The sequence below is a fragment of the Acidaminococcus sp. HCP3S3_G9_1 genome, from assembly GCF_052122455.1.
GTDB lineage: Bacteria > Bacillota > Negativicutes > Acidaminococcales > Acidaminococcaceae > Acidaminococcus.
On sequence record NZ_JBQKCH010000003.1, the window covers coordinates 109,391 to 135,519 of the forward strand.

At 53.0% G+C, this 26,129-nt stretch carries 21 protein-coding genes; 18 read left to right on the plus strand and 3 right to left on the minus strand.

The genetic code is table 11. The features are described from left to right. Nucleotides 1-12: 12 nt before the first annotated feature. Together ACTQY1_RS03120 and ACTQY1_RS03125 are read right to left on the minus strand one after the other, a co-directional pair. Nucleotides 13-471 carry a tripartite tricarboxylate transporter TctB family protein gene (locus ACTQY1_RS03120; protein ID WP_022487787.1) on the minus strand — a complete coding sequence of 153 codons (459 nt, stop codon included), beginning with the start codon at nucleotides 469-471 and terminating at the stop codon, nucleotides 13-15. A 64-nt stretch (nucleotides 472-535) separates the two neighbouring features. Beyond that, the gene (locus ACTQY1_RS03125; protein ID WP_022487788.1) at nucleotides 536-1,531 is read right to left on the minus strand and encodes a Bug family tripartite tricarboxylate transporter substrate binding protein; all 996 of its coding nucleotides are present in this window, start codon (nucleotides 1,529-1,531) and stop codon (nucleotides 536-538) included. A 272-nt stretch (nucleotides 1,532-1,803) separates the two neighbouring features. Between ACTQY1_RS03125 and ACTQY1_RS03130 the strand changes: the two genes are divergently transcribed. The 4 genes from ACTQY1_RS03130 (at nucleotide 1,804) to ACTQY1_RS03145 (ending at nucleotide 5,420) form a co-directional block, all read left to right on the plus strand. Further along, complete coding sequence (locus tag ACTQY1_RS03130; RefSeq protein ID WP_154488160.1) at nucleotides 1,804-2,883, plus strand: glycerol dehydrogenase; 1,080 nt, start codon at nucleotides 1,804-1,806, stop codon at nucleotides 2,881-2,883. Nucleotides 2,884-3,007: 124 nt separating this feature from the next. Next, complete coding sequence (locus tag ACTQY1_RS03135) at nucleotides 3,008-4,375, plus strand: MATE family efflux transporter (RefSeq protein WP_229778474.1); 1,368 nt, start codon at nucleotides 3,008-3,010, stop codon at nucleotides 4,373-4,375. Between the two features lie 114 nt (nucleotides 4,376-4,489). Then, nucleotides 4,490-5,140, plus strand: a complete 651-nt coding sequence (locus ACTQY1_RS03140; protein WP_022487792.1) for a cupin domain-containing protein — start codon at nucleotides 4,490-4,492, stop codon at nucleotides 5,138-5,140. Nucleotides 5,141-5,150: 10 nt separating this feature from the next. Continuing rightward, nucleotides 5,151-5,420: a TIGR04076 family protein gene (locus ACTQY1_RS03145; RefSeq protein ID WP_022487793.1), complete on the plus strand. Its 270-nt coding sequence runs from the start codon at nucleotides 5,151-5,153 to the stop codon at nucleotides 5,418-5,420. Between the two features lie 35 nt (nucleotides 5,421-5,455). On the opposite strand, the gene ACTQY1_RS03150 is transcribed toward ACTQY1_RS03145, so the two are convergent. Next, complete coding sequence (locus ACTQY1_RS03150) at nucleotides 5,456-7,894, minus strand: EAL domain-containing protein (RefSeq protein WP_288174674.1); 2,439 nt, start codon at nucleotides 7,892-7,894, stop codon at nucleotides 5,456-5,458. Between the two features lie 654 nt (nucleotides 7,895-8,548). Between ACTQY1_RS03150 and ACTQY1_RS03155 the strand changes: the two genes are divergently transcribed. The 14 genes from ACTQY1_RS03155 (at nucleotide 8,549) to ACTQY1_RS03220 (ending at nucleotide 25,917) form a co-directional block, all read left to right on the plus strand. Beyond that, nucleotides 8,549-10,006, plus strand: a complete 1,458-nt coding sequence (locus tag ACTQY1_RS03155) for a type I restriction-modification system subunit M (RefSeq protein ID WP_288174676.1) — start codon at nucleotides 8,549-8,551, stop codon at nucleotides 10,004-10,006. A gap of 29 nt (nucleotides 10,007-10,035) precedes the next feature. Continuing rightward, complete coding sequence (locus ACTQY1_RS03160) at nucleotides 10,036-11,124, plus strand: restriction endonuclease subunit S (RefSeq protein ID WP_154488067.1); 1,089 nt, start codon at nucleotides 10,036-10,038, stop codon at nucleotides 11,122-11,124. A 37-nt stretch (nucleotides 11,125-11,161) separates the two neighbouring features. Then, nucleotides 11,162-12,145 carry a site-specific tyrosine recombinase/integron integrase gene (gene xerA, locus ACTQY1_RS03165; RefSeq protein WP_154488068.1) on the plus strand — a complete coding sequence of 328 codons (984 nt, stop codon included), beginning with the start codon at nucleotides 11,162-11,164 and terminating at the stop codon, nucleotides 12,143-12,145. A gap of 22 nt (nucleotides 12,146-12,167) precedes the next feature. Continuing rightward, entirely contained in the window at nucleotides 12,168-12,740 is a 573-nt protein-coding gene (locus ACTQY1_RS03170) for a restriction endonuclease subunit S (protein WP_229778462.1), read from the plus strand. 25 nt (nucleotides 12,741-12,765) lie between these two features. Next, nucleotides 12,766-16,155, plus strand: coding sequence for a DEAD/DEAH box helicase family protein (locus ACTQY1_RS03175; protein WP_154488070.1), 3,390 nt, complete (start codon nucleotides 12,766-12,768; stop codon nucleotides 16,153-16,155). Between the two features lie 315 nt (nucleotides 16,156-16,470). Beyond that, nucleotides 16,471-16,707, plus strand: a complete 237-nt coding sequence (locus ACTQY1_RS03180; protein ID WP_022487798.1) for a FeoA family protein — start codon at nucleotides 16,471-16,473, stop codon at nucleotides 16,705-16,707. Beyond that, a complete protein-coding gene (gene feoB / locus ACTQY1_RS03185) occupies nucleotides 16,700-18,781 on the plus strand; it encodes a ferrous iron transport protein B (protein ID WP_441373780.1) in 2,082 nt (693 codons plus the stop codon). The genes ACTQY1_RS03180 and feoB overlap by 8 nt, the downstream gene beginning before the upstream one ends. A gap of 147 nt (nucleotides 18,782-18,928) precedes the next feature. After that, entirely contained in the window at nucleotides 18,929-19,147 is a 219-nt protein-coding gene (locus ACTQY1_RS03190) for a cation transporter (RefSeq protein ID WP_022487800.1), read from the plus strand. A 35-nt stretch (nucleotides 19,148-19,182) separates the two neighbouring features. Continuing rightward, a complete protein-coding gene (locus ACTQY1_RS03195; RefSeq protein WP_022487801.1) occupies nucleotides 19,183-21,093 on the plus strand; it encodes a heavy metal translocating P-type ATPase in 1,911 nt (636 codons plus the stop codon). Between the two features lie 252 nt (nucleotides 21,094-21,345). Beyond that, nucleotides 21,346-21,816, plus strand: coding sequence for a hypothetical protein (locus tag ACTQY1_RS03200; RefSeq protein ID WP_279127177.1), 471 nt, complete (start codon nucleotides 21,346-21,348; stop codon nucleotides 21,814-21,816). A 109-nt stretch (nucleotides 21,817-21,925) separates the two neighbouring features. After that, nucleotides 21,926-22,654: an N-acetylmuramoyl-L-alanine amidase gene (locus ACTQY1_RS03205; RefSeq protein ID WP_022487803.1), complete on the plus strand. Its 729-nt coding sequence runs from the start codon at nucleotides 21,926-21,928 to the stop codon at nucleotides 22,652-22,654. After that, nucleotides 22,651-23,529 carry a serine hydrolase gene (locus ACTQY1_RS03210; RefSeq protein WP_022487804.1) on the plus strand — a complete coding sequence of 293 codons (879 nt, stop codon included), beginning with the start codon at nucleotides 22,651-22,653 and terminating at the stop codon, nucleotides 23,527-23,529. Before ACTQY1_RS03205 ends, ACTQY1_RS03210 begins: the two co-directional genes overlap by 4 nt. A 96-nt stretch (nucleotides 23,530-23,625) precedes the next feature. Further along, complete coding sequence (locus ACTQY1_RS03215; protein ID WP_022487805.1) at nucleotides 23,626-24,555, plus strand: LysR family transcriptional regulator; 930 nt, start codon at nucleotides 23,626-23,628, stop codon at nucleotides 24,553-24,555. Nucleotides 24,556-24,693: 138 nt separating this feature from the next. After that, a complete protein-coding gene (locus ACTQY1_RS03220; RefSeq protein WP_154488110.1) occupies nucleotides 24,694-25,917 on the plus strand; it encodes an MFS transporter in 1,224 nt (407 codons plus the stop codon). The last annotated feature ends 212 nt before the right edge of the window (nucleotides 25,918-26,129 follow it).

Genomic DNA, 26,129 nt, shown 5'->3' on the forward strand with positions numbered 1-26,129 from the left:
ATCCTCCCTTTCCTAGAGCAGTTCTTCCAGCAGCAGGCCGTCCGGCAGAGGCACGGACAGGAATTCGCTGAAGACAATATAGATCAGGGCCATGAGCACCACCAGGGTGATGGCCATATACTTCTTTTCAATGTGGAAAAAGTGCAGCATGAACAGGAGATATAAAATAGCAGAAGGATAAAATCCGATCAGCACCATCAGCACAAAGAAAAGGATGGAGGCAATCAGGAAGGTGAAGAACTGCCTGGGCAGGAAATGGGTCCACACTTCCGGCAGATCGTTGACAATGGTGAAATGGCCGTGGCAGCTGCAGGCCATCTTCACCAGCTGCATGAGAGTCAGCACGGCCAACAGGCCGATGACGAATTTGGGATAGCTCTGTGCCGCCGGAGGCAGTTGCAGTGTCTCGTAAAAGAAGAAGGCACAGAATCCCAGCATGAAGATCACTACACTGAGTTCCGATTTTTTCATAATGGTTTCCCCTCAAAAGAGGGGCTGCACCCTGGCAGCCCCCGATTTATTCCGCTTGTGTCATTCAGGCGTCCTGGTACAGTTTGCTGACCACGTCTTTGCAGAAGGTCATCTGTTCCTGGATCAGTTTGCCCAGTTCCTTGCTGTCCATGTAGTGGAGTTCCAGACCGGCGTTCTTGTGGTCACGGATGGTCTGTTCATCGGTCATGGTCATCTTAAAGGCATTTTCATAGAATTTGATGATGTTTTCCGGAGTGCCTTTGGGAGCCACCAGAGCACGGGCGGAGCCGTACCACTTGTTGTAGTAGCCCAGTTCACCCAGGGTGGGCACATCTTTGTAGTTGTCCAGGCGTTTTTCAGAGAATACGCCCAACAGTTTCAGGGCTGCGTTGCTGCCCCGGATCAGAGGTTCCACATCCCCCAGTTTGGCGCAGGAGAAGTCCACTTCGCCCTGGCGCAGGGCCAGCAGCTGGTCAGCAGTACCGCCGTAAGGCACCGCATTGTATTTGAACTTGGCGGTGGTGGACAGCAGCTGGGCTGCCGTGTGGTTGGAAGCCTGTACCCCGTTGGTGGAAGCCTTCAGTTCGCCCGGATGGGCTTTGGCATATTCCACCAGATCTTTCAGGCTGTTGAACTGGCTGTCCTTCCGGACTACCACAACCCCGGTTTCCTTCAGATGGTTGCAGATGGGAACGATGCTCTTGTCATCGAAGGAAGCATTCTTGGCCAGAGCCAGGGTGGTGTAGGTGGGCAGGTTGATGAAGCCGATGGTGTAGCCGTCCGGTTTGGCTTTTGACAGTTCCGTCCAGCCGATCTTTCCGTCAGCGCCGGGTTTGTTTTCGATGATCAGGGTCTTGCCTACGAATTTTTCCGCATCCTTGCAGAGTACCCGGGCACCGGTATCCGTGCCGGACCCTGCCTTGTAGGCTACAATGACCTTGATGTCCTTGTTGGGTTTCCATTCACCGGACGCTTTCTGAGCTTTCTTGCCCCCGCAGGCACCAACAGCCAGGGCCAGGGCACAGATGGCGGACGCAGCCAGCCACTTTTTGAGTTTCATACAAATCTTCCTCCTTTATAAAGACTTTGTAAAAATGTAAAAACTCTGTAAAACTATTGTAACATATTTTGGAACGTTCGCCTACTGAATTTTTGGAAAAAACACGCAAGGCATAAAACTTATAGAAAACCGTTTTGTTTATCTTTTAAAGAATCAATAATTATTGTTAAAAACTTATCTTTTATGGTATAATACAATAAACAAAAATCTGTCTCCAAAGGACACGATTTCTCTGGTTGAGAGAGATTTTCAGTACAAAGGAGGAACTCACTATGGCAAGACTGCGTCTCATGCGTGCACCGCTGAAATATGTACAGGGGAGTGGAGCCCTGAAGGAATTCTACGATTATTTCAAGGATCTGGGGAAGAACTGGCTGTTCATCTGCAGCCGGAGCGGCCACCGGACCTGCCATAACAAACTGGAAGAAAGCTTCGGCACCAGCGATACCCACCGGCACTACGAAGTGTTCGGAGGCATCTCCAGTGTAGGGGAAATCGACAAGTTCCGGAAAATGGTCCGGGCGGAAAACATCGATGTGGTGGTAGGGGTCGGCGGCGGGTCCGCCATCGATACCGCCAAAGCCACGGCTCATTACGAAGGAAAACGGGTGGTGATCATTCCCACAGTGGTAGCCACTGATGCTCCCTGCACCGGGCTGTCCGTGATTTATAACGACGACGGTTCCTTCAACAGCTACCTGTTCTATCCCAACAATCCGGACGGGGTGCTGGTGGATAGTTATATCATCGCCCATGCACCGGTGAAGTTCCTGGTGGCCGGCATGGGGGATGCCCTGGGGACCTATTTTGAAGCCCGGGCCTGCTATCGGACCGATGCGCCCAGCCTGGAAAACGGCGGGATCACCCGGTCCGCCATGGCCCTGTGTGAACTGTGCTACGAAAACCTCCGGAACTACGGGGCCCAGGCCAAAACCGCCGTGGAACACCAGGTGGTGACCCCGGCCCTGGATGCCATCATCGAGACCAATGTGTACCTGTCCGGGGTGGGGGCGGACAACGGCGGGCTGGCCTGTGCCCATTCCTTCTACAACGGGATCACCTCCCTGGGCGGTCACAGCGCTCCTCACGGAAACTGTGTGGCTTTCGGTACCCTGGTCCAGCTGGTGCTGGAAGGGGTGGAAGAGGATGAATTCCGGGATGTCCAGGGCTTCTGCAAAGAAGTAGGCCTGCCCACCACCCTGGCCGAACTGGGCATCACCACCGATGAACAGATCCGGCAGATTGCCAGAGCTGCCTGTGTGCCCGGAGAAAGCATCCACAACATGGTGGCCGACGTAACCGAAGATCAGCTCTATGCCGCCATCATCCAGGCAGATGCCCTGGGGAAATAAGAGCCTCCATCGGCCATTGACAATTGACCATTGACAAGGAGCTGTTGCTCATGCAACAGCTCCTTTATGGTATAATAGAAAAAATACTTGTCCAGCCCAGTCCGGACAGATTGGCGGTTTTCTTATGTCAGATACAGCACCTCAGCCTTCCAAAGAAGCCAGAAAGTACCAGAAGATGCTGGAGGCCCCGGTGAAGCCTTTGATTGCTTCCCTGGCCCTGCCCTCCATTATCAGCATGATGTGCACCAGCTTCTACAATATGGCGGACACTTATTTCGTCAGCAAAATCGATACCGCCTCCACTGCAGCGGTGGGGGTCACCTTTGCCACCATGGCCATCATCCATGCCATTGCCTTCTTTTTCGGCATCGGCTCCGGCAACAGCATCTCCCGGCTCCTGGGGGCCAGACGCCGGCCGGAGGCGGAAACCATGGCTTCCACCAGCTTCCTGTACGTGTTTCTCTGCGGCCTTCTGATTGCAGTGGTGGGGAACCTGTTCGCTCCCCAGCTGGCTACCCTTATCGGTTCCACCCCTACCATCCTGCCCTATGCAGTCCAGTACATGAGCGTGATCCTGGTGGGGGCGCCCGTAATGATGTCCAGCCTGGTGATGAACAACCATCTCCGGTTCCAGGGCAGCGCCGCCTTTGCCATGGTGGGGATCACCATCGGAGGATTCCTCAACGTGTTCCTGGATCCTCTCTTTATCTTCCAGTTCCATCTGGGGGTGGCCGGGGCAGCCTATGCCACCATCCTCAGCCAGTTTGTCAGTTTCTGCATCCTCCTTTTCATGACCCGGCAGGGGGCCAACATCCCCATCCGGCTGAAGAACATGCATCCATCCTGGCCCATCCTGAAGGAAATCATCGCCGGCGGGGCTCCGTCCCTGATCCGCCAGGGCACCCAGAGCCTGTCCACCATTTTCCTCAATGTGGCGGCCGGGGCCTTCGGGGATGCAGCTATTGCGGCTATGTCCATCGTCACCCGGCTCAGTTTCTTTGCGGCCTCCGTGATCATCGGCTTCGGCCAGGGTTTCCAGCCGGTGTGCGGGTTCAGCTACGGAGCCAAAAAGTACCGCCGGCTCCGGGAAGGCTTCTGGTTTGCGGTGAAAAGCGGCACCCTGTTCGCTCTCATAGCCGCTGCCGCTGCCATTGTGTGGGCGGTACCCATTCTGGAACAGTTCCGGGATGATCCCCTGGTGATTGCCATCGGGTCCCGTACCTTACGGTGCCAGGCCCTTACCTTCTTCCTGGTGCCTCTCACCATTTTAACCAACATGTGTCTCCAGACCACCCGGAAAACCGCCGGAGCCATGCTGGTGGCCGCCGGACGCAGCGGTCTGTTCCTGATTCCCACTCTGCTGGTGCTGCCCAGGGCTCTGGGGATCACCGGCCTGGAATGGAGCCAGAGCGTTTCCGATTTCTGCGGCTTCCTCCTGGCAGTTGTGCTGATCCGGAAGTTCTTCCAGAAGCTGCCGGAGGGGGAGGAATAAAAAAGGGGGGTGTTGAACATAACGTGCAACACCCCTTTTCCGTTGTCTCACCAACGTACTTTCCCTTTTTCCCATGTTACAATACAACCAACAAAAGGAAAGCAGGTGGTACCCATGAAACTGACGGCGGGACAGGTGTTTTCTCTGGGCCGGACCCATCAGCCGGTGGCCGGGTGCACGGTTTCCCAGCAGATCGCCGGAGGACGGAACCCGGTGTGGGTCTTTTCTCTGGGGGCTGGGACGGACATCAGCGGGGAGATCTATCCCTATTACAAACTGCTCCTGGTCCAGGAAGGCCGGCTCCAGCTCACCGGAGCCCTGGCAGGCACGGTGCTGGAACCGGGTCAGAGCATCCTGACTCCTACAGGAGTCCCTGTGGGCATGAGCGCAGAAGTGGATACGGTGTATGTGGAAGTAGAGATTCAGAAGGAGGATATCATGAACAAAGCAGTGGAAGCAGGCAAAGCATTCAAACTGGCAGAATTGCTGCCCTATCAGGAAGGCCGGATCGTGAATATGGATGTGGTCCACAATGAAAAGATGAAATTCGTGGTCATGGCTTTTGACGCCGGCACCGGTCTCAGTGAACATGCGGCCCCCGGGGATGCCCTGATCTTTGCCCTGGACGGGGAAGGGATCATCGGTTACGAAGGAAAGGCCCATACACTGAAAGCGGGGGAACAGTTCCGGTTCGCCAAAAACGGGCTCCATTGGGTGAAGGCAGAAAAGCCCTTTAAAATGGCTCTGCTGCTGACCCTGGAATAGGGAGAAAGCCATGGCTGGACGCAGACCGAAGATCCGGATCACCGTTACCGACCGGCGGGGGAAGATGGGCTGCCACCGGGGCCATCATGTGGGGGAGGTCTTCGATTTCGACGAAGACCGGGGCAAAATCTGCCCCATGGCCATGCATTGTGCCTTTCCCTACATCGACATTCTCCGGTACGGAGGCCAGATCCCCGGCCAGCCTAAAGGCACCGCCGAGTTCTGCTGCAGCGATGCGGATACCATTATGGTGTTCAAGGCGGAAGTGGTGGAAGAATAAAAGGGACTGCTGCACGTTGCGTGCAGCAGTCCCTTTTATTCTTCCCTCAACTTCTTCAGCGCCAGCCGATAGATCTGGCTGGGACCGATTTTTTTCTTCAGCAGAGGATCGGTGGAATGGACGATGCTCCAGCGGAAAGTTACCGTTACCGGGTTCCCGTTGACCTGGTGGATGGCCTGGAGCCGTTTCTGGATCTTCCGGGCCAGGGCTTCCGATTCTTCCGGGTTGGCTTCCCGGCGGATAATGGCAAAGGTGGAATTGTAGAGCCGGGAAATGGCGGAATCTTTGCCAGCCAGGTTCTGGATAATCTGAGCCTCTTTCCGGATCAGATCCTGGAGCAGAGCCGGTTCGTAGCTTTTTTTCAGATAGTTGTCAAAACAGCTTTCCAGTAAAATCAGACAATAGAGGCGGGCCTCTCCTTCTGTATCTTCCTGGCAGTGGATCAGGTCTTCCAGGAATCCCTGCCGGTTCCGCAGACCGGATATTACATCATCATAGGGTGTGGGGAGTTCGTGACGCAGCTTTCGGTTCAGTTTCTCCATATCCAGAAAATATCCCATAAGCCCGATGATCTGCCCGTTCCAGTACAGGGGCCATTTGCTGCAGGTAATGGGATGGAGCTGGCCTTTTACGATACATTCTCCCGGCACGTCTTTAACAGTGATTCCCTTTTGCAGGACATCCAGTTCATCCTGTCGGTAGGGGATATTATCCCGGTGCCAGTTCATGTCCTCATCGGTTTTCCCGATAATCTCTTTTTCAGACTGGAAGCCGTAATGGTCCAGAAAGGCCTGGCTGGCCCCCCGAAAACGGCGGTTCCGGTCCTTCCAGAAATATTTGATCTGGGTGTTCTTTTTCAGGCTGTCCCAGAGCAGGGTAGGGAGGACCTCCGCCGTTTTTGCAGGAACAACCGGCATTCTATCCTCATCTTCCAGGGTCCGGTCTGCCGTAAGCATCAGAGAACTGTCCCCATGGGTCAGCTGGATGGCCATACATTCCCGCCAGGTGTAGTTGCCCGTGCTGTTCCGGCACCGGAACAGCTGGGAAATCCTTCCGGTGGGGCTTTTCTGGATGCGGGCCAGCACGGTGTCCGGGTCCGTGAAGGCCAGATAAGTCGCCTGGTCTTCCTCGAATATCCTCTTCCGGGCAAAATCCTTCAAGGCCGTCCGGATATCCTGGAACTTCCGGGGACTGGACACATGGCTGGAGTTGTTGTTGGCATAAAGCATCTCAATGGTATTTTTTTTCAAATCCACCAGGTTCACATCATCGAACATGCTGTACAGATACCGGAGATTGGCATCCATTTTGTTCTGGCGGATCTGGGCGTTGCTTTGGGAAACGTTGGTGAGGGTGGTGGTGATCAGCAGATGGCCGTTCATCTCACAGACCACCTGGAGCCGGACCAGCACGTAATCTCCGCCGTCGATGTAGACATAGGATTCCGGTCGGTGCGTGGTCCGGGACCGTTCCACACAGAACAGGTAGGTGCGGAGGGCATCCCTGTTTTCCGGATGATTCAGATTGTATTGGATCTCCTGGAGGGTATAGCCCATGTGGCGGATGGCATTGTCATAAGCCCCATTGGTATAAAGATAACGGATGGCCCCTTTTTCATCCATGCCAAAAAGAGCCAGGGGACTGTTCGTTTCGTGGATTTCGCCGCTGGCCCGGTCATAATAGTGGCACCACTTCCGGGGTTCCACCACCCGTTTTTCCTGTTCCATCAAAGCCAGGGTATCCTTCAGAGGCTGGGGCTTTCCATAGTAGAAGCCCTGCTGCCGTCCGCAGCCGATGGAGGCCAAAAAGTCCGCCTGTTCCCGGGTTTCCACCCCTTCCACCAGGGTCTTGAGCCTCAGACGCTTGGCCATGGTAATGGCTGAAGAAACAATGGTCCGGGACTTTTCCGTAAAATTCCGGAGGAAGCCCATGTCCAGCTTGATCAGATCCAGCTGGAAGTCCTTCAGGATGTTGAGAGAAGAGAAGCCGCTGCCGAAATCATCCAGCCACACCTCGTAGCCTTCAGCCCGGAGCCGGTCCACTTCCTGATGCACCTCTCCCGCATTCTGGGCCAGGACGCTTTCCGTAATCTCCACATGGAGGAAATCCCGGGGAATGTTGTATTTCTGCCGGGTATCTTCCACCAGGGAAAAAACATCCAGGCTGGAGAAATCATACCGGGACAGGTTGAAGGAAACCGGGATGATGGGAAGGTTGGCATCCAGCCGCTGGCGGATGGTGCGGCACACTTCTTCCAGCATATAAGCATCCAGCCGGTGGATCTGCCGGGCCTCTTCCAGCACCGGGATGAAGGTGGCCGGGGAAAGGATTCCCGACTGGGGGTCCACCCATCGGGCCAGGGCCTCCAGACCGCACAGATCCCCTGTAAGGGTACGGATCACCGGCTGATAATACACCTGGACCCAGTGGTTTTCCAGTGCCTCCTCCAAGTGCTGGAGAATGTACTTTCCCATACAGTCTGCTGCTACCATAGTGCCATCTCCTTGTTTCCAGTGCTGTTTTGCTTCTTTTTTTCACTCTATTAATTATCCCACAGTTTACATGGAAGGGCAAGGATGTAAAGACAGTTGCGTTGGTGCCAGCCGGTACAGTCGTGCGGTCCGATTTTCATCCTATGCCACGCCCACCGCCGTAGGGGCGGTTCAAGATTTTTGCCGAAGGCAAAATATCGCCAGAGCCGCCCGCCTGCACGGGGGTCCGTTTCCCCGGGCAACCAATGGCATACCAACGGGTATCCAGGATGTCCGTCAGATGGCGGCATAGATTAGTATAGTATAGATTAATATAATATAGTTTAATAAGAGAAAAAAAGATCAAAAAGACAAAGCTCTACATACCATGGGGGCATAAGCAGGCATACCACGTTGAAGTCCTTCCCTGAAAGGGAAGGGGGACCGTCCACAGGACGGTGGATGGGTTTGGCCGGAGGTCATGCAGCACGCTTCACTTTCGGATATGAATGGATAACTATACTGTGATAAAGGTTTCAACGAGAACCTGTTGACACAAATGACCTGCTTCCTTGAGAAGAGGAAAACTGAAAAGTATGATATAATGGCTTCATGATGCTTTGCTTGAATGAATAATCCGTACAAGGGGTGCTGGCTGTGATTACTGGTGAACTGAAAAATAAAGTAGACCGTCTTTGGCAAATGTTTTGGACCGGTGGAATTACCAATCCGCTGGATGTGATCGAACAGATTACGTACCTGATGTTCATCCGGGAACTGGATGTGGTGGACAACGAAAAAAGTTCCAGCAGCCTGATGCTGGGAATTCCTTATAACAGTATCTTCGATGAAACTCATCAGCTGTGCCGGTGGTCCCAATTTAAAAACTATCCTGCTGAAGAAATGTATAAAATTGTCCAGGAACAGGTATTTCCTTTTATCAAGGGACTTCACGGGGATGAAGAAAGTGCCTATTCCAAATACATGGCCGATGCCATTTTCAAGATTCCCACACCCCAACTGTTGGAACAGATTGTTACGGCCATGGACGAAATCGATTGGAAGGACAGCGATATCCGGGGAGATCTCTATGAATACCTGTTGTCCAAAATCGCTACTGCCGGGACCAATGGTCAGTTCCGTACGCCCCGGCATATCATCCGTATGATGGTGGACCTGGTGACGCCCAACCCGGAAGATGTAATCTGTGACCCTGCCTGCGGGACCAGTGGATTTTTGGTAGCTGCCGGGGAATACCTCAGGGAACATTACCGGGACCAGGTGCTGTTTGAACCAAAGAGCAAGAAACATTACAACGATGAGATGTTCCATGGGTACGATATGGACCGGACCATGCTGCGGATTGGGGCTATGAATATGATGACCCACGGGGTGGAAAATCCGGATATTCAGTACAAAGACAGCTTGTCAGAACAGAATGCTGATACAGAACGGTATTCCCTGATTCTGGCCAATCCCCCTTTTAAGGGCAGCCTGAATTATGATGTGGTGGCCGATGACCTGCTGAAAGTGGTGAAAACCAAGAAAACAGAACTCCTTTTCCTGGCTCTTTTCGTGCGGATGCTCCAGAACGGCGGACGGTGCGCCTGCATCGTCCCGGATGGGGTACTGTTTGGTTCCTCCAAGGCCCATAAGGCCATCCGGAAAGAAATCATCGAGAGCCAGCGCCTGGAAGCCGTCATTTCCATGCCCAGCGGGGTCTTCAAGCCCTATGCCGGGGTGTCCACGGCCATCCTGATCTTCACCAAAACCGGAGCCGGCGGCACCGATGATGTATGGTTCTACGACATGAAAGCCGATGGATTTTCTCTGGATGACAAACGGTCCCCTGTACAGGAGAACGACATTCCGGATATCATCCAGCGCTACCATAACCGGGAAGCAGAAAAAAGTCGGAAACGGACGGAACAGAGTTTCTTTGTACCCAAACAGGAAATCGTGGATAACGACTATGACCTGTCCATCAACAAGTACAAAGAAATCGAGTATGTGCCGGTGGAATACCCACCGACCAGTGAGATTATGGCAAATCTAAAGACTTTAGAAGAACAAATTAATCAGGATATGCTTACCTTGGAAAAAATGTTAAAGTGATTTTTTAGATTTGGAGATATAAGATAATCATGAAAGTAAAACTAGGAGATGTTTGCGAAAAAGCATCGTCAAATATCAAACAATCTGATATACCAAGTAATAAAGGGGTATATCCAATTTATGGAGCCTCAGGTCTTCTTGGCAAGGTAAATTTCTTTCATCAAGAAAAACCATATATTGCTGTAATCAAAGATGGAGCTGGTATCGGAAGAGCTATTTTATGTCCAGAGAAATCATCCGTTATTGGGACATTGCAATATTTGCTGCCAAGGGATAATGTTCTTCCTCAATATCTTTACTATGTCATTTGCCATATGCATCTGGAAAAATACTTTACTGGTGCAACAATTCCTCATATTTATTTTAAGGACTACAAGAATGAGCCATTTAATTTAGTATCGAGAGATGAACAACAACGAATAATTAATGTTTTAGGCTTGGTTGAAAATATCATAGATGCACGGAAAAAAGAAATAGTCGAACTTGATAATTTAGTCAAATCCCGATTTGTGGAGATGTTTGGGGATGGCAATTACAGCATTTGTAATTTATATCAAGTTTCAAATATTGTCTCTGGAATAACAAAGGGTAGAAAGACAAAAGATAATAATTTGTTGGAAGTCCCTTATATGGCTGTTTCTAACGTTAAAAGAGGATTTATTGACTGGTCGACCATTAAAACAATCTTAGCAACTAAAGCAGAGGTAGAACAATACAGATTAAAATCTAATGATGTTTTAATTACTGAAGGTGGTGATCCAGATAAGGTAGGAAGAGGTGCTGTTATAATAAATCCACCCAAAAATTGTATTCACCAAAATCATATTTTTAGGGTGAGACTAAATTGTAATTTATTAACACCGGAATATTTTGAAGAATATCTTCAATGTAAATCTGCAAGAAAATATTTTTTGAAAGCTGCAAAACAGACAACAGGAATCGCAAGTATCAATATGAAGCAATTGCGTGGATTACCAGTAGCATTACCACCAATAGGTGAGCAGATAAGGTTTTCTATTTTTACTCACCACATCGAAAAATCAAAATTGGCGGTGCAAAAAAGCCTGGAAGAACTGGAAACACTGAAAAATTCCCTGATGCAGCAGTACTTCGACTGATTTTTATGGTATCCTTGTTCCAAAAACGGAGGATTCCATGAAAAATCATCTGATGGACATTATTTTGCAGAGAATGCTGCCTTACCTGGACAACAGCCAGTTGAACCGATTGAAAGAAACCTTGGAGGAGTGCCTCCAAGAGGTACCAATCCCAGAAACGGCTTTACGCCAGGGACCCTCCAATCAGGAACTGCTGCTGAAGTTTCTGGATGCCAAGCGGGTGGAAGGCTGCAGCCCGCGGACTGTGAAATATTATCAGTCCGTTCTCCAAAAACTGTTTGAACTCCACCCCCTTTCAGTACTTCAGATGGAGACGGAACATATCCGGAACTACCTGGCTCAATATGCAGACCGGACCGGCTGCAGCAAGGCCAACCTGGACAATATCCGCCGGATCCTTTCCAGCTTTTTCAACTGGCTGGAGGAAGAAAACTATATCCTGAAGAACCCTGTCCGCCGGATCCATAAAATCCGGGTGGACCAGCGGGTCAAGGAGACTTATTCAGAAGAAATGCTGGAACAGCTCCGGGACAGCTGCCATTCGCTGCGGGACCTGGCCATCATCGACCTTTTGGCTTCTTCAGGCATCCGGGTGGGAGAACTGGTCCGTCTGAACCGGGAAGACATTGACTTTGAAAACCGGGAATGTGTGGTATTCGGTAAAGGTCAGAAAGAACGGCCTGTGTATTTTGATGCACGGACCAAGATCCATCTGAAAAATTATCTGGACAGCCGGAAGGATGATAATCCGGCTCTCTTTGTTTCTCTGCTCCAGCCCTATAACCGGCTGCAGATCAGCGGAGTGGAAAGCAGGCTCCGGGCTCTGGGGAGAGAACTCCACATCCCCAAGGTCCATCCTCACAAATTCAGAAGGACCCTGGCCACCCGGGCCATCGACAAGGGGATGCCCATAGAACAGGTCCAGCGGCTTCTGGGCCATACCCAGATCGATACCACCATGCAGTACGCCATGATCAACCAGAAAAACGTCAAGAATGCCCATCAGAAATTCATTGCCTAGGAGCCAATCCCGATTTGTGGAGATGTTTAGTAATGAAAGGCAACACTATAGACTGAATGAAGTTTGTAAAATAATCACCGATGGCACGCATCAGCCTCCTGAATTTGTATCATGTGGTATTCCGTTTATCTTTGTTTCTAATATTGTCAATAATGAGATTTCCTACAATACAGAAAAATACATTACTCAAGAAACTTATAACAGTCTTATAGTACGGACCCCAATTGAAATGGGAGATATTATTTTATCAACGGTTGGTTCATATGGACATCCGGCCGTAGTCAAAAATAATAAAAAGTTTCTTTTTCAACGGCATATCGCTTATCTAAAACCTAAACATGAGATTGTAGATAGTGATTTTTTGCATAGTGCTCTTTTATCAAGCAATGTTCAACAGCAGATTGATAGGCAAGTAAAAGGAATAGCACAGAAAACATTAAATCTTTCTGCTATAAAGCAACTAGTAGTTCCAATACCTAAAATATTGGAACAGAGAAAATTTGCACGATTAAAAAATCACATCGACAAATCAAAATTGTCCACAGAGAACAGCAGAAAAATGATACAAAATGTGATAAAGTATAGGGAGAAGTGAAACCTTTCCTGATAAGGAGTCTGGTATGATGGGAAACTTTGATTTTTTACAGCAGGACCCCAAATTCAAACCGCTTTATGACGTTGCCAGCAATGCAGAAAAAGTCCTGGCCATCGATCCGGCCATCTGTGCCATGACCTGCCGGAAGGCCATGGAAACTGCTGTAAAATGGATGTATTCCATCGACCGGGATCTCCATATCCCTTATCAGGATAATCTCATCACTTTGCTGAATACCGATGAATTCAAAGCCATTGTGGATGCCAAGCTCCAGCTTCGGCTGGAGTACATCCGCAGAATCGGGAATACGGCAGCTCATGCAGGCCCCCAGAGCCGTAAAAATGTATCTCAGGAACAGGCGGTACTGGCACTGGAATCTTTGTATATGTTTCTGCGTTTTATTGCATACAGCTACAGCCAGATCGAACTGCCTGAAGAGGCTTTTTCTGCTGCACGGATTTCTCAGCCTCTAAAGGCAGATACAGGAACCCTGGAAAAACAGGCCGCAGAGCTGGCAAAAGCAAAGGCGGCTCTGGAGAAAAAAGAAAATGAACTAAAGGCCTTCCAGGCAAAATATGCTGCGGCAGAGGCTGAAGCAACGGCTCTCCGGAAAGAAAAAGCACAGGGCTTCCATCTGCCTCCGGAAACCATGTCTGAAGCCGATACCCGCAAGGCCTATATTGATGTCATGCTTGCAGAAGCCGGCTGGGTGCGGGGCCAAAACTGGGTGGATGAATATCCTGTTGATCAGATGCCCAGCCCAACCGGGTATGGAGCAGCGGATTATGTGCTGTTTGGCCAGGATGGGAAACCCCTGGCAGTTGTGGAGGCCAAAAAGACCAGCCGGGATGTGGCTGCCGGGCGGAAACAGGGGAAGCTGTATGCAGACAGTCTGGAAAAACGGTTTGGCCAGCGTCCTATCATTTTTTTGACCAATGGATTTGAAACCAGGATCGTGGCGGATCAGAAAGGCGGATACCCGGAACGGACGGTCAGTGGGATTTATTCCCGCAGCGATCTGGAAAAAGAATTTTACAAGATGGGAACGAAACAGCCTCTGATCAATGCTCAGCTGGACAGCCATATTGCCGGACGGTATTATCAGCTGGCGGCTGCGAAAGCAGTCTGTGAAGCTTTTGATCAGCGGAACCGGAGAAAAGCACTGCTGGTAATGGCTACCGGCAGCGGCAAGACTCGTACCGTCATTTCTCTAGTGGATGTGCTGCTCCGTCATGGATGGATTCGAAATTTCCTGTTTCTGGCAGACCGGAACAGTCTTGTACTCCAAGCCAAGAAAGCCTTTGGGAACAATCTGCCCAATCTGACCATCACCAACCTGACCGAAAAAAATGCCAATCCCAGTGCACGGGGCGTGTTTTCCACCTACCAGACCATGATCCACTGCATTGATGGAATCCGTGACGAAACGGGACACCGGATGTTTACCTGCGGCCATTTTGACCTGATTATTGTGGATGAGGCCCACCGCAGTCTCTACAACAAATATCGGGCTATTTTTGATTACTTTGATGGACTTTTGGTTGGACTGACAGCGACGCCCCGGGATGAAATCGACCGGAATACCTACAGTGTATTTGATCTTGAGGATGGGGTGCCCACCTATAACTATGACCTGCAGCAGGCGGTAAAGGACAAGTTCCTTGTGCCCTATCATGTGGTGGACTGCAAACTGAAACTGATGCAGGAAGGCATCCGTTATGAAGACCTGACGGACGAAGAAAAAAAGGCCTATGAGGACACGTTCACCGATGAAGAGGGAAACCTGCCCCAGTCCATCGATGGATCGGCGCTGAATCAGAAAATCTTCAACAAGGATACCATCAAAAAGGCTTTGTCCGTCTTGATGACAGATGGTATCCGTATCCGGTACAACAGCACCATTGGCAAAACCATTATTTTTGCCCGGAGCCACGCTCATGCAGAAGCCATCCTGAAGGTCTGGAAGGAAATGTATCCCGAACTGAGCGATGATTACTGTACGGTCATTGACAACTATATCGAATACGCCCAGCAGGCACTGGATGATTTTTCTGATGAAAAGAAACTGCCCCAGGTGGCGATTTCGGTGGATATGCTGGATACAGGGGTGGATGTCCCTTCTATTTTAAATCTTGTATTTTTTAAACCGGTGCTGAGCCGTGCCAAATTCTGGCAGATGATTGGCCGGGGAACCCGGACCTGTCCAAAATTACTGGATGGAGAAGATAAAAAGGAATTTTATATCTTTGATCTGTGCGGGAACTTCGACTTTTTCCAGGAAAACCCAAATGGAATCGAAGCCAGCGGTGTTGTGTCCCTGGCCCAGGGAGTGTTTTCTTTGGAAGTGGAACTGATCTTCCGGCTGCAGAAACTGGAGCAGCAAACGGCAGAATTGCAGAATGTTAGGAACGAACTGGTGGAAAAGGTCATTACTAAGATTCAGACGCTGCCCAGGGACAATTTTGCCGTACAGATGCAGCTCCAGTATGTGGATGGGTTCCAGGAAAAAGACCGGTTTACAGCTTTGGCCTATCAGGATGTGGAGAACCTCCAGAAACATCTGGGGCCGCTGATGCAAAATGAGGATAAAGATTTTAATGCAGTGCGGTTTGATGCCCTGTTGTATCAGCTGGAACTTGCCAGTGCAGAAGGAAAAGCCTATCCCCGTGGATTGACGGATCTGAGAAAGAAGCTGGAGGCTTTGACCCATTTGGGAACTATCCCGGCTGTACAGCAGAAGAAAGAGTTCATCACTAGCCTTCTCCATACAGATTATCTTCAGAAAGCAGGCATCAGCCAATGGGAAAAAATCCGCAAAGAACTGCGGAATCTGATGAAACTGATTCCAAAAGGCAAAGCAGTAATCTATGAGACGGATTTTACGGATACACTGTTACAGATTAAGGAAACAGGACCGGATGAACAACCTGTTGCACCGCCAGTCCTGGACAATTACAGGAAAAAAGTGGAATTCTATTTGAAACAACACGAAGACATACCGGCCATCCGAAAATTACGGAACAATGAGCCAATGCAAAAGGTTGATATGGATGATTTGGAAGATTTGTTGTGGAACCGTCTGGGAACAGAGGAACAGTACCATAACGAATATCAGAACCAACCGCTGGGAGAATTTGTACGTTCAGTGGTAGGAATGGATAAAGAAGCACTGAATCAGGCATTTGCCAAGTACATCAATCAGGAAAACCTGAATGACAACCAGATTTATTTTGTTAAGCAACTCATTGATTATTTGTCTGTGAATGGCTTTCTGAAGGATAATTCCATTTTGCTGAAAAGCCCGTTTACCGATCGTGGGACAGTCAATGTACTGTTTGGCAACGATATGGATGTTTGGCTGCAGATCAGGAAGGTGTTGGAGGGAATCAATCAAAATGTCAATGTGATGCAGTAGGAGGCCAGGGAAGGGCGTGCCTGCGGCTCGCCCCTACGCCGTCACGGTCGGAGATTCGGCAGGGATGCGGGGAAAACGGTTTTCATCGTCCCTGTGCCGACCCCGTCCAATCAATAGCACGAAAACCCTTGACCCCAACGGTGTAGGGGCTCCCCGCAGGGGAGCCCGTCCCGGCCGCCCCTCCCTCCTGTGGACAATACCCGGGTAATTGATTATAATTACAAATGCGGTTAGTTATGCATAAAGGGATACGGGCCTTCAGTTACTGGGCAGTTTCCTTTACCGCTGAATTTACTTACAGGGGGAAAACAGTACATGCTTTTAAAGGATTTGCAGACAGGGGAGTCTGCAGTCGTTACTCAGATCGATCTGCCGTTCCAGATTGAACGGCGGCTCCAGGCCCTGGGGATGACCCTGGGGACTCGGATCCATTGCATTACCCGGAAGGGAAAGGGCATTATGGTGATCCTGCTCCGGGGCACCCGGTTTGCCCTGGGCTACAACATGACCCGGAACATTACCGTGGACAAGGTGGAGGTGGACCATGACTGATATGCAGCAGCCTGAAAAGCATCTCCACGATGCCCAGAACCTGACCATCGGATTCATCGGGAACCCCAACTGCGGGAAGACCACCCTGTTCAATGCCTTTACCGGGGCTAACCTGAAGGTGGCCAACTGGCCCGGGGTCACCGTGGAAAAGGTGGAAGGGGCCATACGGCGCCACAACATGAACATCCACCTGGTGGATCTGCCCGGCACCTACAGCCTCACCTCCTATACCATGGAAGAAATCGTTTCCCGGGACTTCATCCTCAGTGACGAAGTGGATGTGATCATCAACGTGGTGGATGCGTCCGCCCTGGAACGGAGCCTGTATCTGACCTTCCAGCTTTTGGAACTGGGGAAGCCGGTGGTTATGGCCCTCAATATGATGGACATTGTGGAAAAACGGGGGATGGAAATCGACCTGCACCGGCTGCCGGAAATGCTGGGAATCCCGGTGATCCCTGTTTCCGCCCGGAAGCGCCGGGGTCTGGACGTGCTGCTCCATGCGGCCATCCATCACCGGGACGCCAAACACACGGACCCGCTGATCCACGACCACAAGGCCGTGGGGGCCCACCGGCTGGACCACAAAATGTACGCCATGGTCTATTCCGATCCCATTGAGGACCGGATCGACCAATTGATCGCGGAACTGGAAGTGAAATATCCGGACATCATCAATCCCCGGTGGCATGCCATCAAGCTGCTGGAACAGGACCAGGAAGTGCTGAAAAAACACCCGGTGGACCGGCCGGATATCCTGGACCAGAACTACGAAACCCGGATCATCCGGGAAAAATATGATTTCATTGAAGAAATCATCCACGAAGTGCTGCTCCACAAGGAAGAAAGCGACAAGCTGACGGACCGGCTGGACAAGGTGCTGACGGACCGGTTCTGGGGGATCCCCGTGTTCCTGCTGATCATGGCGGTGGTGTTCTTCCTGACCTTTACCGTAGGGGACTGGCTGAAGGGGTATATGGAAGACTTCATCGGCTGGTTCGGAGACGGACTGGAAGGGCTGCTCACCGCCTGGTCCGTCAGCGATGCCCTGAAATCCCTGATCATCGACGGGGTCCTGGGGGGCGTGGGGACCATTGTCACCTTCCTGCCCAATATCCTGATCCTGTTTTTGACACTGGGTTTCCTGGAAGATTCCGGGTATATGGCCCGGGTGGCCTATGTAATGGAAGACGTGATGAGCCGTCTGGGGCTGTCGGGGAAGGCCTTCATCCCCATGCTCCTGGGCTTTGGGTGCACGGTGCCGGCTGTGATGGCATCTCGGGCCCTGGAACATAAGCGGGACCGGTACAAGGTGATGCTGGTGACGCCTTTTATGAGCTGCAACGCCCGGCTCACCATCTATATCCTGTTTGCAGAGATGTTCTTCGGCAGCCATGCCATGGTAGTGGCCTATTCCATGTACCTGATCGGGCTGGCGGTGGCCATCCTGGTGGCTCTGGTGCTCCATGGCATTGAAAAGGCCCAGCACCGCCAGACGGAAGACTTCCTGCTCATCGAGCTGCCGGAATACAAGCTGCCGGATATGCATACTGTGGGCATTTACATGTGGGAAAAGGTGAAGAGTTACCTGGAAAAGGCCGGGACCACCATTTTCGTGGCCACCATCCTGATCTGGTTCCTGCTGAACTTCGGCCCCAGCGGCTACACCACCGATGCAGGAGAAAGCTTCGGCGCCATTATGGGCCATGTGCTGGTGCCGGTTTTCCGGCCCATCGGCCTGGGCTTCTGGCAGATCTGTCTGGCTCTTCTGGCCGGGATTTCCGCCAAGGAAGTGGTGGTTTCCAGCTGTGCCGTGCTCTTTGGCATTACCAACGCAAGCTCTGGAGCGGGCATGGCGGAATTTGCCGCTGACCTGGAATCCATTGGGTTCACCAGCCTCAACGCCCTGTGCCTGATGATCTTCTGCCTGCTGTACGTGCCCTGTGCGGCGGCGCTGGCTACCATCCACAAGGAAAGCGGCAGCTGGAAATGGACGGCTTTTGAAGCCTTCTTCCAGCTGGCAACGGCCTGGATCGTTACCTTTGTGGCCTACCATCTGCTGAGCATTTTGTAAACAAATAAACAGTTATTGAATTATAAGCAAGAGAAAGAAGAAAAATTCCCCTTTCTCTTGCTTATTTTTTTGGTTTGTGGTATAAATAAGTCAGAAAAACGATTAAACGATTGTTTAATCGTTAGACAAGAGCAAGGAGGAAGAATCATGAAAAAGAGTTATAAAGTGGAAGTGGACTGTGCCAATTGTGCGGCCAAGATGGAAGAAGCGGTGAAGGCCACTCCGGGAGTCCAGGATGCGGTGCTGAACTTTATGTTGCTGAGGCTGAAGGTGACCTTTGCAGAGGGGGCGGATCCGGCGGAAGTCATGGGCCGTTGCCAGGCGGCTGTGGCCAAACTGGATGACGATTGCAAGATTTACTGTTAAAGAATGGCTGAATGGATACCGGAGAGGATGGGAATATGGAACAGGAAAACAAGATCATGATCGGCCGGATCGCCGCCGCCTTTGTGCTGACGGTGGCCGGGGCCTTTCTGCCGGATGCCTGGAGCGGGGAAGGGGTGGACCTGGAATACCGCTTTCTCCACCTGCTGCCCTATCTGGCGGCCTATCTGACTGTGGCCTGGGACATCCTGCTGAAGGCGGCGAAAAATATCCGGAAGGGCCAGGTGCTGGATGAGAACTTTCTGATGGCGGTGGCCAGCCTGGGGGCCTTCGGTCTGGGCATCTACCAGAACGGGGACTATGCAGAAGCGGTGGCCGTCATGCTGTTCTACCAGGTGGGGGAACTGTTCGAAGACTATGCCGTGGACAAAAGCCGCCGGAACATCAGCGAACTGATGGATATCCGTCCCGACTATGCCAATGTGGAGCGGGACGGGAAACTGGTCCGGGTGGACCCGGATGATGTGGCCATCGGCACCCGGATCATCGTCCAGCCCGGGGAAAAAGTCCCCATTGACGGCCGGGTGGTGGAAGGCCGGTCCAGTCTGGATACGGCGGCTCTCACCGGGGAAAGCCTTCCCCGGGAAGCGGCCCCTGGGGATGAAGTGATCAGCGGCTGCATCAACCTCAGCGGGGTGCTGACCATAGAGACCACCAAAGAGTTCGGGGAATCCACCGTATCCAGGATTTTGGACCTGGTGGAAGACGCCAGCTCCCGGAAAGCGAAATCTGAAGTGTTCATCACCAAATTCGCCCGGGTCTATACCCCGGCGGTATGCAGCGCGGCACTGGCCCTGTTCCTGCTGCCTCCTCTGGTGCGGATGGCCCTGGGCATGGCGCCTCTGTGGCACATGTGGCTGTACCGGAGCCTGCTGTTTTTGGTGGTCAGCTGTCCCTGCGCCCTGGTGCTGTCCATTCCTCTCAGCTTCTTTGCGGGGATCGGGGGCGCCAGCCGGCAGGGGATCCTGATCAAGGGATCCAACTATATGGAAACCCTGGCCCATACGGCCTATGTGGTGATGGACAAGACCGGGACCCTGACCCAGGGGGTGTTTGAAGTTTCCGCCGTCCATCACAACAAACTGGAAGAAAAAAAAGTGCTGGAAATGGCGGCCCTGGCGGAATGTGCCTCCAGCCATCCCATCAGCAAAAGCCTCCAGCAGGCCTACGGCAAACCCATCGACAGGAGCCGGGTGACGGATATCCAGGAATACGGGGGTAAAGGGGTGGTGGCCCGGGTGGACGGCCATACCGTGGCCGCCGGGAACGCCAAACTCATGGAAATGCTCCACATTCCCTATGTGAACTGCCATATGGTGGGGACCCTGGTCCATGTGGCCATCGACGGGGCATACCATGGACACATCCTGATCGCCGACCGGATCAAGGACCATGCCGTGGAAGCCGTCCGGACCCTGAAAGCCAACGGGGTGAAAAAGGTGATCATGCTCACCGGGGATGAGAAACGGACGGCGGAAGCGGTGGCCAAAGAGCTGGGCATCGACGAAGTCCGCAGCGAGCTGCTGCCCCAGGGAAAGGTGGAACAGGTGGAAGAGCTGATCCGCCGGAAAGAGCCCAAGGAGAAAGTGGCCTTTGTAGGGGACGGGATCAACGACGCCCCGGTGCTGTCCCTGGCGGATGTGGGGATTGCCATGGGGGCCCTGGGCAGCGATGCGGCCATTGAAGCGGCAGATGTGGTGCTCATGGACGACGACCCGCTGAAAATCAGCAAAGCCATCCGGATCGCCCGGAAATGCGTGGGTATCGTGTACCAGAACATCGTGTTCGCCATCGGCATCAAGGTCATCAGCCTGGTTCTGGGGGCTCTGGGGTTCATCAACATGTGGTTCGCCATCTTCGCCGATACCGGAGTCCTGATCCTCTGCGTGCTGAATTCCATGCGGTGTCTGTTTGGGGGGAAAAAGTGAAAAAAGAGTACTGCACATGGGAAAATCGGACATGTGCAGTACTTTTTTTGTCAACAGTCAGCCAATCACGTCCAACAGATCGAACGAGAGGATTCGCCCCCAACGGCGTAGGGGCTACCCGGAGGGGAGCCCGTCCCGGCCGCCCAGGGGGCCTTGCTTCTGCTCTTTTCTAAAAAACAGTTGTAAATTGCCATATAATTATGATAAAATGGTTATCAATAATAATTCTCAAAAACACGGAGGATGGACCAGATGAAAAAATGGACAATTGCAGGTCTTACGACACTTTTGACACTGGCTGCTTCGGCCGCATTGGCATCGGTACCCCAGAAATCCCTGTACCTGGGCGGCATTGGCTATGGGACCGGGGAATCCTATGTCCGGCAGATATACGGCACCCCCACGGAAACGGAACAGGAACATTCCTCTTCCCATCCAGCCGGATCGGTGGTGGAATACGAATATGGGGATGGGGTATCCATCCATCTGGCGGAAGGAGCCGTCTATCATATAGAAGTGTCCGCCAACAACGGCTGGGCAACCCCGGAAGGAATCCGTGTGGGCATGGACGCTTCCGTCCTGGAGGAGACCTACGGAAAACCGGACAAGGTCCGTGGGGATAAAATCATCTACCAGGCGGCCGGAATGCCCGGGGTGGGTCTGATCTTTGAAATCGAAAAAGGAAAAATCGACGAAATCGAAATCGGTCCTGTCGGACAGTGAAAAATTCCGTTTGGCAAAGGGATGTTGCGGGAGCAATGTCCCTTTCTTTTTGAACGGACTGGAAGAAAAAACAATTGAGGAGTACAATGGACGGAAAGGAGGAGAGCCCATGAACAAGAAAAAACGGGCCGGGCAGGCCCTTGCGCTGGCGGGAGTACTGGTCCTGGCCATCTGCCCTGGGAGCCCGGTCCAGGGAAAATACGCCGGGGCGGAACCGTCAGCCCGGGCCGCCAGGGTACAGGAAACCCTCACGCCCGCCAGACCGGCCATGGTGGTCCGTCCCCTTGCCTTTACGGACCTGCGCCGCCGGCTGATGAGGGACTATGCCCGGATCCACTACGGCCGGGAAATGGAAACCATTGTGCCCCAGGCGGTGGTGGTCCACTGGACGGCGTCCAATTCCCGGGACGGGGTGTACCGGTATTTTTACAACGAGGAAAATCCCCGGCTGAAAAACGGCACTTTGAATGTGGCCTCCCACTACCTGGTAGACCGGGACGGCACCATCTGGCAGCTGACCCCGGAAACCGCTCTGAACCGCCATGCCATCGGCCTGAACTGGTGCTCCATCGGTATTGAGAACGTAGGCGGTGTGGAGGGCCGGGAAGACCTGACCCAGGCCCAGATGGAAGCCAATGTACGGCTGATCCGGTATCTTCGGGGCAAATACCCCACTATCCAGTGGGTACTGGGCCATTATCAGCAGGACCTGGCCCGGCATACCTCTTTATGGAAAGAAAACATATCTGGCTATTATCACGGCAAAACCGACCCGGGGCCCCGTTTCATGGGGGGCCTGAAGGCGCGGCTGGCCGGAGAAGGAGTGAAGTTCTTTTGAAACCATTGAACAAGGGAATGGGCCTGGTACTGGCAGGCCTTCTTCTGCTGCCCGGGGTGGGAATGCCCCGTACCGCCCAGGCCAGTGCACCGGCGGCTTCCGCCAGGGCTGCTCTCAGCCCCCGGATGCAGAAAATCGGCAGGATCATCCAGGCGGCCGGCCCTGCCCAGGTGTACTTCACCAATCTGTCCACCAACCAGAGCCTGTACCGGGGCAGTGAGACCATGACCGCTGCCAGCATGATCAAAGTCTTCATCCTGGCCAAAGCCTATGAAGACATCCAGAACGGCAGCCTGAGCCGGAATGAAACCTTCACCCTTACCCCGGACAATGTAGTGGGCGGGGCAGGGGTCCTCCAGGGACGGGGGTACGGCAGCAAAGTGTCCCTCCAGGAGGCCCTGGAACTGATGATTACCGAAAGTGACAACACTGCCGCCAACCTGCTCATCGACCGGCTGGGCATGGACCGGATCAACGCCTATATGCAGCGCCATGGGTACACCCACAGTGTCCTCCGCCGGAAGATGATGGATACAGAAGCCATGGCGGCCGGCAGGGAGAACCTGACCAGCACCAGGGACATCGCTCTGCTGTTCAAACGGCTGTATCAGGGGAAATGCGTGAGCCCGGCCCAGGACCGGGAAATGCTGGCAATTTACAAACGTCAGACCGACAACGACAGCATCCCCGGGGATCTGCCCCGGGGAACGGTGGTGGCCCACAAGACGGGAGAAGTCAACGACCTTCGCCACGACGGGGGCATCGTGTATACCCCCAACGGGGATTATGTACTGGTGATCTTCACCCGGAACTACACCCCCTACGAAACCATGGCAGATCTGTCGGAGAAGATTTATCAGGCGGTTGTAGAATAAGGAGAGACTGGGCACGCCCTTACCCATTACCCTCTTAACCACCTCTCCTCAATCTGTTATAATAAGAACAACTTATACCACAACGGAGAGATTGCCATGCCTGGAGATTTACCGACCATTGCCCAAATGGAATGCTTCATTATATACGGACGGGTGGGGAACTTTGCCCGGGCGGCCCGGGAGGCCCATATTACCCAATCCGCCTTCAGCGCCCAGATCAAGAACCTGGAGACTGCCCTGGGGATCCCCCTGATCCACCGGTCCAAACGGGGGAGCCAGCTGACGGAGGAAGGAAAGGTCTTCCTGGCCCGGGTGACGGAATGGATGGACGGGCTGCGGAAAATCGTCTATGACACCCGGTCAGTGGCAGAATCCCAGCCGGTGGAGCTGAATGTGGGGATCCTCCGGTCCCTGGGGGACATCCACATGAACCGGCACATTGCCCATTTCCGCCAGACCAACCCCAGCCTTCGGTTCAACGTGTTTGATCTGCCCACCTACCAGATCCACCAGGCTCTTACCGAGGGCCGGCTGGACGTGGTTTCCACCTATTTTGTGAAAGAATCCCTGCCGGACCGGGAACCGGCGAATGCCTATGAAGTGATCCACTTCTGTACGGACAATCTGGTGTATTATGCACCCCTCCTGCCGGTGGGAGACTTTCCCCTTACCCGGAGCCAGCTGCTCAGCCGGCCTCTGGTGCTGTATCCTACCAGCTATTTCATGAACCAGATCTACCAGGACTATTTTGCCGGCACAAACCGGGAACCCATGATTTCCGCCCGGCTGTCCACTCCCTATGCCATGATCCACTACTGCCAGGAAAACGGGGCAGGGGCCCTGCTGCCGGAACGGCTGCTGAGGACCCTGGGCCATCACAACGGCTGGCATGAACTCCAGCTGCCCCTGAAGGCGGAAGGGTACCTGATCTACCGGAAGAACAATCCCAAACTTCCTCTGATCCGCCCTTATGTGGAACAGGTGCTGGCCAGTTTTGCCCAGAAGCCCGGGGAACCCATCGTTTGAAACGAACAGACTGGATGTAATCGCTTTTCCCGATTACATCCATCTTTTTTATCCGCTACACAAATCACCGGCAGCCTCGTATAATCGGAACCATAGAAAAATTCCGTGATTCCAATAAGAAAGGTCGCTGATTTGTCCATGTCTGCAAAACCCCGTCTGTGGACCAGAGGATTCGTCCTGGATACCCTGGTCAATTTCCTGATTTACATCATCTATTACATGCTAATGGTGATCATTGCTTCGGAAGCCATCCATTCCCTCCATGCCACCGTCAGTGAAGCCGGTCTGGCGGCCGGGATCTTCGTGCTGGGGACCCTGGTGGCCCGGCTGTTTGCGGGCCGGTCCGTGGAACTGTACGGCCGGAAGAAAATGCTCTATGCCGGGATCCTGTTCTTCCTGGTGACCACCTGTATGTACTTCCTCATCGATTCTCTGGCCATCATGTACATCGTCCGGTTCCTGAGCGGGGTGGGCTACGGCATTGCCTCCACGGCCACCAGCACCATCGTATCCGCCATGATCCCGGCGGAACGGCGGGGGGAGGGCATCAACTACTATGCCCTCAGCATGAGCCTGGCTGCGGCCATCGGGCCCTTCATCGGCATGGTGATGCAGCAGATGTTCCCCTTCCGGGTGATCATCCTGTTTTCCATTGTGATGGTACTGATCTGCCTGGGGGCCGCCTTTGTAATGAAGGTGGATGAGATCCAGCTGACGGAAGAACACCGGGCGGCTCTGAAACAGCTGTCCCTGTCCAACTTCCTGGAACCCCGGGTCATGGGGATTTCCATTGTGGGCTTCTTTGTGGCGGTGTGCTATTCCAGCGTGCTGAGCTTTTTGGCCACCTATGCGGCGGAACTGCAGCTGATGACTGCCGGGACCCTGTTCTTCGTGGTCTATGCCCTGTCCATCACCCTGGCCCGTCCTGTTGCAGGGGTGATGTTCGACCGGAAAGGGGAAGACTTCGTCATGTATCCCACCTATGCCTGCCTGGCCATCGGCCTCCTGCTGCTGTCCATTACCACCCAGAACTGGGAAATGCTGGCCGCTGGGGTGTTCGTGGGCCTGGGGTACGGAACCTTCATGTCCAACGGACAGGCCATCTGCGTGAAGCTGGTGGAAGAAGTCCGGATCGGGGTGGCGGTTTCCACCTATTTCGTCATGCTGGACCTGGGGCTGGGGGTAGGACCTTACCTCCTGGGTGCCTTCAAGGAACCGCTGGGATTCCAGGGCATCTATTCCGCCGTGGGCCTGGGTGCCATCGGCTGTGCCGTTCTCTACTGGCTGCTGTATGCCCGGAGACGGAAGACTGCAGATCTCCAGGAAGATTCTGTGGAAAGTCTGGAATCGGAAGCCGAATAAAACGGCAGAAAATATTTTGCATACAGAATCGAATCCGTAGGGGCTCCACGCCGGGGAGCCCGCCCGTTCAACGGCTGCTGGTGCAGTCGGCGGGCCGCCCGGCGTGCGGCCCCTACGGTTTTTGTGTTCAGGGCCAGCTTGGCTGGCTTCCTTTGGCCATTGACCATTGACGGGGGCTGCTGCCTGTGCGGCAGCGCCCTTTTTCCTTTTTC